The 3,728-nt window shown below is 55.6% G+C and carries 3 protein-coding genes and 2 pseudogenes; all 5 read left to right on the top strand.

The window, feature by feature from the left end; translation table 11 throughout:
• Positions 1 to 128: pseudogene (locus ACYCUK_RS23835) on the top strand (proton-conducting transporter transmembrane domain-containing protein); the annotation flags it as partial.
• A gap of 126 nt (positions 129 to 254) precedes the next feature.
• A complete protein-coding gene (locus ACYCUK_RS23840; protein WP_461597068.1) occupies positions 255 to 380 on the top strand; it encodes a hypothetical protein in 126 nt (41 codons plus the stop codon).
• Positions 367 to 591: pseudogene (locus ACYCUK_RS23845) on the top strand (ATP-binding protein); the annotation flags it as partial. The gene ACYCUK_RS23840 and the pseudogene ACYCUK_RS23845, both read left to right, overlap by 14 nt.
• Before the next feature lie 344 nt (positions 592 to 935).
• Positions 936 to 2,570 carry an NADH-quinone oxidoreductase subunit L gene (locus ACYCUK_RS23850; protein WP_461597069.1) on the top strand — a complete coding sequence of 545 codons (1,635 nt, stop codon included), beginning with the start codon at positions 936 to 938 and terminating at the stop codon, positions 2,568 to 2,570.
• Between the two features lie 2 nt (positions 2,571 to 2,572).
• Positions 2,573 to 3,728, top strand: a 1,156-nt coding sequence (locus tag ACYCUK_RS23855; RefSeq protein WP_461597070.1) for a putative inorganic carbon transporter subunit DabA, incomplete at its 3' end; no start/stop codon positions are given.

A 3,728-nucleotide genomic window follows, 5' to 3' on the forward strand; every position in this document is an offset into this window, starting at 1 on the left:
CAGTCTTGCTCGTGCTCGGTGTGGCGCTGAAAACAGCGCAGATACCTGCACATGGCTGGCTGATTCAAGTCATGGAAGCTCCCACGCCGGTCTCGGCACTCCTGCACGCCGGGGTCGTCAATCTGGGCCCAGACCCTGGCCGACGGACTGCACAGCTACCGCCACACCAAGGCCCTGACCGAGAAGCTCGTCGCTGATGCGCTCGCCACCATCGACACCGCCGCACCGCCGCACCGCGTCAAGGCGAGCTGACCTTGACCCAGGAACACCCGCTGATCCGCTCCGCCGACGACTACGCCGAGATCTTCGCCCGCGCCGCTGCGCAGGCCCGCACTGATTCCACCACCACCCACAGGAGCCCCCAGCATGACCCTCAATGAGATCGAACGCGCCCTGCGCGAGCTGCGCCTCTCCGGCATCGCCGACACCGACACCTTGAGCACGCGTGTGATGCAGGCGCAGAGCACCCAGGAGCCTTTCCTGGAGACCTTCGCCGTCATGCAGCAAGACAAACTCGGCCGGCGCCGCTCGCGTCTGACCGAGCGCCGCTTCAAGCACTCCCGCCTAGACGAGCGCCCGAGCCGTCGCGATGCTGTGGAGATCAAGAACCAAGCAGCGGTCAACAAACCATCATCATATGATAAATATTTATAAAATAAAACAATAAATATATTTTACTTTTATTAAAGTAACGGTGGCATCACAATACACTCTGCCATTGCTCATCTGTGTGTTAATGAATCCAATTGAGAAGGCTTCACCATGCATATGTCCCGATACAACTGCTCTCTCTGTTCGTTTTTTCTTTATGTGCAACTCATAACTGCCCCCGGGATGTCGTTTCTCCCTGAGGGGGCAGACAAAAAAGATCCACAGTGGAGGGTTCTCCTTGCTGGATCACGTATCGGTTTATAGGAGCCTTTTGGGAGATTGTCATGCCATCAAACCTGAATTTGATCATTCTTATGCTCATCTCTGCGGTGCCGTTGCTACTTTGGGCGATGGGACTTTTCGGGAGCGTTCTGCCCGGCGAACATACCCGGCTGATGGCGCGCCTGAGTAACGGTGCAGCTGGGTTGTCTTTTCTTTGCGCAGTCCTTGCCGCACTGCTGTATGCGGTCGGCGGGAAAACCCTAACGGTAACCCCATACTCCTTTGCATTGCCCGGGGACATAGGGGCGTTGGCCCTGAGCATCTATATCAATGCAGTAACGGTGGTGATGCTCTCCCTGGTTTCTTTCGTCGGATTCGTGGTCTCCCGCTACGCGCGCAACTATCTCCAGGGCGAAAAACATCAGAAGCGGTTTTATACCTGGCTCAATCTCACGCTCGCATCCATCCTGACGTTGATCGTTTCCGGCAACATGCTGATGTTCGTATTGGCATGGATGACCACCAGCCTTTGCTTGCATCACCTCCTGATGTTCTATCCGGAGCGGGCGGGTGCTGTACTCGCGGCGCGTAAAAAAATCATTGTCAGCCGGGTGGGCGAGGTTAGCCTGCTGATCGCCGTATTGCTCATCGGCTCTACCCTGCACACTATGGAGTTTGAGGCGGTTTTTCATGCCATGGCGGCAATGACCGGGCCACTTCCGGTCGCACTCCAATGGGCCAGCGGGCTCATTGTACTGGCCGCAGCACTTAAAACGGCCCAATTTCCCTTGCAAGGCTGGTTGATCCAGGTCATGGAAGCCCCTACCCCTGTGTCGGCCCTATTGCATGCGGGTATTGTCAATGGAGGAGCTTTCCTGATCATTCGCATGAGTCCGATCATGTCACAGGCCATCACGGCCTCCGACGTCCTGGCCATCATCGGGCTGGTCACGATCGCTGCCGCCGGGCTGGTCATGCTGACCCAAACCAGTATCAAAGTGTTTTTGGCCTGGACGACCACTGCCCAGATGGGCTTCATGCTGCTGGAATGCGGTCTTGGGCTATACAGCCTGGCAATGCTGCACTTGGTAACGCACTCTTTATACAAAGCGCATGCCTTTTTGTCTTCAGGTAGTAGCGTTGATATCTTTCGCGCGCCAGTCGTGCACCCCGCCCAATCCACACCAACATTCTGGCAGTGGATCGTCGTGCTTGCCTTCGCGGGTCTAATGACAATCGGCATCGGTGCTGCATTTGGCGTGGCTCCGGAGCGCCAACCTGCACTCCTGGCGTTAGGCGTAATCCTGGCGGTAGCCATGACCCAGTTACTACTCCAGTCTTTCAAGGCAGGCATGGGGGCTGCATTCATCGCACGTGCGGCCGTCCTCAGTGCTCTGGTCTGTACCGCTTATTTCAGCCTGCATGCCGCATTTCATTTCATGCTGGCAACGAGCTTGCCGGCCGTGCGGATGATCAACGGCCCCGCTCAATTTGCCCTCATCGGGCTGGTGATGCTGGTGTTTTTTGCCATTCTATTGATTCAGCAGAACTTGCCCAATTTGGCCAAATACCCAATCGCACGCAGGGCTTACGTGCATCTCTATAACGGTTTGTATGTCGATATCCCGTTTTCACGGCTGGTGCAAAGGGTTTGGCCGACTCGAGATATTTCATATGCACAACCGAAAGGAGTCTGATCATGAACTGCACGACAACCATCTCTTCGAAACCGTTTGCCAGAACCATGGATTTCGACACTAACGATACCGATGTAACCAGCAGGGCCGGTGCTGTTTATGACTCTGCTTCTCTTAAAGCCACGGTGGAATCGGTATGCCAGCGAATCGCTCCACTCTGGCCGCTCGACGCCTTCGTGGCAGTCAGCCCTTATTTTGGTCTGCGCGATCAGGATTTCGAAAAGGCCAACGAGACGCTTGGCAGGGTAGCCAGGTCTTCCCTGGTCATGCCACGTCGTTACTATCGAGAGCAAATCTCGACAGGCCGCATTGCTCGAGCCGATCTGGAGCAGGCACTAAAGCAACATGGTCTCAATATGAACGCTGCAGAGGTGGAAAAGGCCCTCGCCAGCGATACCTCCACACTGCCGAACCCGATCCCGCTGGTTTCGGATGTCTTGGGAGATATGGACAATACCCAATGGACCGGATTTGTTGTAGAACGAATCAGCCAGTTTGCTGCCGCTTATTTCGATCAAGGCCAGGCCTTCTGGCAGGAGCCCTGGCGGAAGGAATCCCTCTACGATGCATGGCGCCATTATGCCGAAATCGATCTGAGCCCCAGATTGATGGGCTTGCATGGTATCAGGAGCGCGGTCGCCGCGTTGCCTAATCTGTCTGCAGACACGATTGCTTTGGCGGTACAAAGGCTCGCCATACCTGCGGATATGCTGGAAGATTACCTCCTTGCCGCCTTGATGAATATCGGTGGCTGGGCATCCTGGACACGTTACCTTCGATGGGAACAGGAATTAGTTGGAGGGAATGAGGATTCCATCGTCGATCTGCTCGCCATCCGGCTTGCCTGGGAAGTGATCCTGTTAAATGCGCGGCAGACCCCGGAGCTGGGAACCGCATGGCGGCATGCAGTGAAAGCTATGCGGCAAGCCCCAGTATCCAGCACGCAAGCTCATACGCAAATGGACTTTGCCCTGCAAACGGCCTTTGAACTGAGCTATCAGAAAAAAATCATCGCAGAACTTGCCCATCCCACCCGGCAAGCATTGGCAAAGACTTCCGCCCCTGTCCGGCCGTCTGTACAGGCCGCATTCTGCATCGATGTGCGGTCGGAAGTATTTCGAAGGGCTTTTGAAACAGTCGCGCCGACAGTTCAAACCA

It is taken from the genome of Thiomonas sp. (assembly GCF_054608695.1).

Coding starts and splice junctions, on each gene's coding strand:
- ACYCUK_RS23850 (WP_461597069.1), top strand. CDS start 936: ATGCCATCAAACCTGAATTTGATCATTCTTATGCTCATCTCTGCGGTG.